This window comes from Aeromonas sp. L_1B5_3 (assembly GCF_963866575.1).
GTDB classification, from domain to species: domain Bacteria; phylum Pseudomonadota; class Gammaproteobacteria; order Enterobacterales; family Aeromonadaceae; genus Aeromonas; species Aeromonas jandaei.
The window spans coordinates 1-5,327 of record NZ_CAWMDN010000135.1; the positions used below are offsets into that span (position 1 = coordinate 1).

The window sequence follows — 5,327 nt, forward strand, 5'->3', positions numbered from 1 at the left end:
GGTCAACGTGGCCGATGGTGCCGACGTTTACGTGCGGTTTATTACGCTCAAATTTTTCTTTAGACACGACGTAGTCCTTCTAGGTTAAACCCGCCTACCGTCGTAGGCGGGGAATCTTAAATTACTTGGATTTGCGCTCTTCGATCACGGCTTGTGCAACGTTGGTCGGTGCATCGTGATACTTGGCGAATTCCATGGCGTAGGAAGCACGACCTTGGGTAGCGGAACGCAGTGCAGTTGCATAACCGAACATCTCGGCCAACGGCACCATGGCGCGTACGATCTTGCCGGACGGGCCATCTTCCATACCTTCGATCAGGCCACGACGACGGTTCAGGTCACCGATAACGTCGCCCATGTAATCTTCCGGAGTTTCAACTTCTACTTTCATGATCGGTTCCAGCAGAACCGGAGTGGCCTTCATGAAGCCAGCCTTGAAGGCCATGGAAGCAGCGATCTTGAACGCCAGTTCGGAAGAGTCGACATCGTGGTAGGAACCGAAGTGCAGACGCACACCCAGGTCCATAACCGGATAGCCAGCCAGCGGACCAGCTTTGAGCTGTTCCTGGATGCCTTTGTCAACGCCCGGGATGAATTCGCCAGGAATGACACCGCCTTTGATGTCGTTGACGAACTCGTAGCCCTTGCCTTCTTCCAGCGGGTACATGTCGATCACAACGTGACCGTACTGACCGCGACCACCAGACTGCTTGGCATGTTTGCCTTCGATGTCTTTAACGGCGGTACGGATGGTTTCACGGTAGGCAACCTGCGGCTTACCTACGTTCGCTTCTACCTTGAACTCGCGACGCATACGGTCAACGATGATGTCCAGGTGCAGCTCACCCATACCGGCAATGATGGTCTGGCCAGACTCTTCGTCAGTCCATACGCGGAAGGACGGGTCTTCCTGAGCCAGACGGCCCAGCGCCAGGCCCATCTTCTCCTGGTCGGCCTTGGTTTTCGGCTCAACAGCGATAGAAATTACCGGCTCCGGGAATTCCATACGCTCGAGGATGATCGGCGCTTTTTCGTCACACAGAGTGTCACCAGTGGTCACGTCTTTCAGACCGATGGCAGCAGCGATGTCACCTGCACGAACTTCTTTGATCTCTTCACGCTTGTTGGCGTGCATCTGAACGATACGGCCGAAACGCTCGCGCTTGTCCTTGACGGAGTTCAGCACGGAGTCACCGGAGTTAACAACACCGGAGTAGACGCGGAAGAAGGTCAGGTTACCAACGAACGGGTCAGTGGCAATCTTGAACGCCAGAGCAGAGAACGGCTCGTCATCAGAAGCATGACGCTCGTCTTTGGTCTCGCCATCCATCTTCAGGCCGTCGATAGCAGCTACATCGGTCGGAGCAGGCAGGTACTCAACAACCGCATCCAGCATTGCCTGTACGCCCTTGTTCTTGAACGCGGAGCCACAGGTTACCAGGATGATTTCGTTGTTCAGCACGCGCTGACGCAGAGCTTGCTTGATCTCTTCCTCGGTCAGCTCTTCGCCGCCCAGGTATTTTTCCATCAGGTCTTCAGACGCTTCAGCAGCGGCTTCAACCAGATTCATGCGCATTTCTTGCGCCTGTTCCAGCAGCTCGGCCGGCACATCTTCGTAGTCGAAAGATACGCCCTGATCAGCTTCGCTCCAGTTGATGGCCTTCATCTTGACCAGGTCAACTACGCCTTTGAAGTTCTCTTCAGAGCCGATGTTCAGCTGCAGAGGAACCGGATTGCCCTTCAGGCGAGTGCGGATGTGCTCAACGCAACGCAGGAAGTTGGCACCTGTACGGTCCATCTTGTTGACGAACGCGATACGGGGAACCTTGTACTTGTTAGCCTGACGCCATACGGTCTCAGACTGTGGCTGTACGCCACCTACGGCACAGTACACCATCACGGCACCGTCCAGAACACGCATTGAACGCTCTACTTCGATAGTAAAGTCAACGTGGCCGGGGGTATCGATGATGTTGATACGGTGCGGTTGGAACTGTTTACCCATACCGGACCAGAAAGCGGTGGTCGCGGCGGAGGTGATGGTGATACCACGCTCTTGTTCCTGTTCCATCCAGTCCATGGTGGCAGCGCCATCGTGAACTTCACCGATCTTGTGACTTACACCGGTGTAAAACAGTACACGCTCGGTAGTAGTAGTCTTACCGGCGTCAATGTGAGCGGAGATACCGATATTACGATAACGCTCAATGGGGGTTGTACGAGCCATTGTCATCCTCTTACTAAGGCGCTTGTCCCTAGATAATTAAAGGTGCGCAGAGCCAAAAGACCCTGCGCAAGCGGATTACCAGCGGAAGTGAGCGAAGGCTTTGTTCGCTTCAGCCATACGGTGAACGTCTTCACGTTTCTTGACAGACGAACCCTTATTGTCAGCGGCATCCAGCAGCTCGCCAGCCAGACGCTGAGCCATTGATTTTTCACCACGTTTACGAGCGGCATCAACCAACCAGCGCATTGCCAGAGCATTACGACGTACCGGACGAACTTCTACCGGCACCTGATAGGTTGCACCACCGACGCGACGAGATTTAACCTCGACCGCCGGACGAATGTTATCCAGAGCTTCTTCGAATACGGCCAGGTGCTCTTTGCCAGATTTGGTGGCAATGATGTCCAGGGCGCCATAAACAATGGCTTCTGCAACAGATTTCTTACCGTCAACCATTACTACGTTGACAAATTTAGCCAGCAGCTCTGATCCGAACTTGGGATCTGGCAGGATTTTACGCTGACCAACAACACGACGTCTTGGCATTTCAAATTCTCCGTAACTTCAGGGATTACCCAAAACTAGAAAGCTATCTAACTAGAAACGAATTAACGTTTGGCCTTACTTAACGGAGAACCATTAAGCTTTAGGACGCTTCACGCCATACTTGGAGCGAGCCTGCTTACGGTCTTTAACACCGGCACAGTCCAACGCACCACGAACGGTGTGATAACGAACACCTGGCAAGTCTTTTACACGACCGCCACGGATCAGAACAACAGAGTGCTCTTGCAGGTTGTGACCTTCACCACCGATGTAGGAGGTGACTTCGAAGCCGTTGGTCAGACGTACACGGCACACTTTACGCAGTGCAGAGTTAGGCTTCTTCGGGGTGGTGGTATATACACGAGTGCATACGCCACGCTTCTGAGGGCACGCTTCCAGCGCCGGCACGTTGCTTTTCACAACGAGCTTGATGCGTGGCTTGCGAACCAACTGGTTAATAGTTGCCATCAAAAGGCTCCTGATAATGACTTCATAAACGTGTGGAAAATCCTCCCCGCATATACGGGGACGCGAAATTTTATGCCCTGTTGTCTGGGGAGTCAAGATTTATACAGTTTGTGGCATGGAAGGGCAAATCGGATCCGCATGAATTTTCCATAATTCTTTGAATTAACGTAAAAATATGGAAATCAGCCAGCCCAGGTTCTGGGGGAGCCTTTTTGTGCAATCAGCTCGACCAGACCGGCTATATCCAGCAAATCGCCCACTTGATGACGCAAACCACGCGCCTGCAGATCCTCGGTCATGACGTGTAGCGGGATCCCGACCAGCTGTTCGCACCACTGGGGCGCACAGGCCGCAATGACGGCATCCTGCATCAACACCAGTTCATCGCCAGATTGCAGGTATGAGAGTGCCAGAGCCAGTGCCTGGCTCTGGAAAGGGGAATTCAAGATCAGATGCAACATGGGGACCTCAGAAGCTGATGTGCGTCGCGCATTGTGACCACTGGATGGCCATCTCTGCCCGCGACAGGATTTCGACCGGGATCAGCAGATCCTCGACCGTCACGCCGCGCTCGGCCAGCGAGTCGGCGCAGACGTACACCTCCTCGATGTCATAGAGTTCGAGCATCTTGAAGGTTGGCGCATAGTGGCGCTGCAAGATGGTCTGTGGCTGCTGTTCTTTAAGCAGTTGCAGCACGCCGTCACCAATCAGGAAGAGGGCCAGCTCATCGGTCATGGCCGAGGCGGCCAGCAGGGCATCCAGCCCCTCCCGACCGGCAGCGTGGCCATGGGGGCCACGACTGCAGATAAATGCGATTTTCTTGCTCACGGTCACTCCCTAGAACTGAACCAGCCGATCGGCGGTCAGGGCAGCTTCGGCCAGCTGGCCAAGCCCGCTCAAACAAAATGGCGCTTGCAGATTGAAATGGGCCTGCCCTGCCCCTTTGGCCTCCTGCTCATCGACCACCCCGCGTCGCATGGCGGCAGCGACACAGACATCGATACGGATCCCCTGCTCCTCTGCCAACTCTCGCCACAGGCGCACCAGGTCAGTCTCATCGGTGGCGGGAAGATGCAGACCGTTGGCGTTGCAGACCCCATCCTGATAGAAAAAGAGATGAGAGAGGGTATGACCCTGAGCCAACAGGCTGCGGGCAAAGCGGTAGGCGGTGCTGGCCGACTGGGTGCCATAGGCAGGCCCGGTCACCAGCAGGGCAAAACTCAGACTCATAACAAGGCTCCTGTACTGATGCCTGTCCATTTTACGCCAAAAACAAAAAAGCCCCTGCCATGAGGGGCTTTTTAGCAGTTGCCGATCAGAGATGGGCGATAGCCTCAACCTCGACCAGCACATCTTTGGGCAGACGGGCCACTTCCACGCAGGAACGGGCCGGGGCGGCATCACCAAAGTAACGGGCATAGACCTGATTGAAGGCTACGAAGTCGTTCATATCGCTCAGGAAGCAGGTGGTTTTCACTACCTTGCCAGCATCGGCACCGGCAGCCTGCAATACGGCGATCAGGTTCTTCATTACCTGCTCGGCCTGAGCTTCGATGCCACCGGCAACGATCTCCATGGTGGCAGGATCAAGCGGGATCTGCCCGGAGGTGAAGATCATCTCGCCTACCTTGGTCGCCTGAACATAAGGACCAATGGCGGCAGGCGCCTTGTCGGTTGCAATCACTTCTTTAGCCATTCATCTATCCCCTTATGGAATTGAGTTACTCGTTTTCGTCTTCACCCTGCTTGCGCTGTCGGATGTAGAGATAAACGGTATGTTTCGAAATATTGAGTTTGTCCGCCACCATGTTGATGGAGTCCTTGATGTCAAAAATACCCTTCTCGAACAATTGGGTGACGATAAAGCGGTTTTTGGCATTGTTGGCCACAGTGGGATCGCGGTTGATCTCGTCGATGGTGTTGTCCACGGTCTGGGCAACAAGCTCTTCAACACTGTTGGCGAAGGTCTCTGGTGACTGGCGTGCCGCCTGCTGGGGCGTCGGGAAAAATTCGGCCACGAACTCGTGGAAAGGTGCATTGATATGCAGGTTGATGCAGATAAGACCTGTCTCTTATACACATCTCC

The 5,327-nt window shown here is 54.4% G+C and carries 7 protein-coding genes; all 7 read right to left on the reverse strand.

Going from position 1 to position 5,327, the window contains the following annotated elements; translation table 11 throughout:
* Positions 1-121: 121 nt before the first annotated feature.
* Positions 122-2,227, reverse strand: coding sequence for an elongation factor G (gene fusA, locus AACR93_RS17825; RefSeq protein WP_041210881.1), 2,106 nt, complete (start codon positions 2,225-2,227; stop codon positions 122-124).
* Between the two features lie 75 nt (positions 2,228-2,302).
* Positions 2,303-2,773, reverse strand: a complete 471-nt coding sequence (gene rpsG / locus AACR93_RS17830; RefSeq protein ID WP_005339911.1) for a 30S ribosomal protein S7 — start codon at positions 2,771-2,773, stop codon at positions 2,303-2,305.
* 93 nt (positions 2,774-2,866) lie between these two features.
* On the reverse strand, positions 2,867-3,241 hold the full coding sequence (gene rpsL / locus AACR93_RS17835; RefSeq protein ID WP_005306278.1) for a 30S ribosomal protein S12: 375 nt from the start codon (positions 3,239-3,241) through the stop codon (positions 2,867-2,869).
* Between the two features lie 182 nt (positions 3,242-3,423).
* Complete coding sequence (gene tusB / locus AACR93_RS17840) at positions 3,424-3,702, reverse strand: sulfurtransferase complex subunit TusB (protein ID WP_043851546.1); 279 nt, start codon at positions 3,700-3,702, stop codon at positions 3,424-3,426.
* A gap of 7 nt (positions 3,703-3,709) precedes the next feature.
* The gene (tusC, locus tag AACR93_RS17845) at positions 3,710-4,069 is read right to left on the reverse strand and encodes a sulfurtransferase complex subunit TusC (protein WP_043851547.1); all 360 of its coding nucleotides are present in this window, start codon (positions 4,067-4,069) and stop codon (positions 3,710-3,712) included.
* A 9-nt stretch (positions 4,070-4,078) separates the two neighbouring features.
* The gene (gene tusD / locus AACR93_RS17850; RefSeq protein ID WP_043851548.1) at positions 4,079-4,471 is read right to left on the reverse strand and encodes a sulfurtransferase complex subunit TusD; all 393 of its coding nucleotides are present in this window, start codon (positions 4,469-4,471) and stop codon (positions 4,079-4,081) included.
* 85 nt (positions 4,472-4,556) lie between these two features.
* Positions 4,557-4,937 carry a RidA family protein gene (locus tag AACR93_RS17855; RefSeq protein ID WP_033114966.1) on the reverse strand — a complete coding sequence of 127 codons (381 nt, stop codon included), beginning with the start codon at positions 4,935-4,937 and terminating at the stop codon, positions 4,557-4,559.
* Between the last annotated feature and the right edge of the window lie 390 nt (positions 4,938-5,327).

What these genes read in the sequence shown, in the direction of transcription:
- fusA (WP_041210881.1), bottom strand. Translation starts at nt 2,227, where the DNA reads ATGGCTCGTACAACCCCCATTGAGCGTTATCGTAATATCGGTATCTCC.
- rpsG (WP_005339911.1), bottom strand. Translation starts at nt 2,773, where the DNA reads ATGCCAAGACGTCGTGTTGTTGGTCAGCGTAAAATCCTGCCAGATCCC.
- rpsL (WP_005306278.1), bottom strand. Translation starts at nt 3,241, where the DNA reads ATGGCAACTATTAACCAGTTGGTTCGCAAGCCACGCATCAAGCTCGTT.
- tusB (WP_043851546.1), bottom strand. Translation starts at nt 3,702, where the DNA reads ATGTTGCATCTGATCTTGAATTCCCCTTTCCAGAGCCAGGCACTGGCT.
- tusD (WP_043851548.1), bottom strand. Translation starts at nt 4,471, where the DNA reads ATGAGTCTGAGTTTTGCCCTGCTGGTGACCGGGCCTGCCTATGGCACC.
- AACR93_RS17855 (WP_033114966.1), bottom strand. Translation starts at nt 4,937, where the DNA reads ATGGCTAAAGAAGTGATTGCAACCGACAAGGCGCCTGCCGCCATTGGT.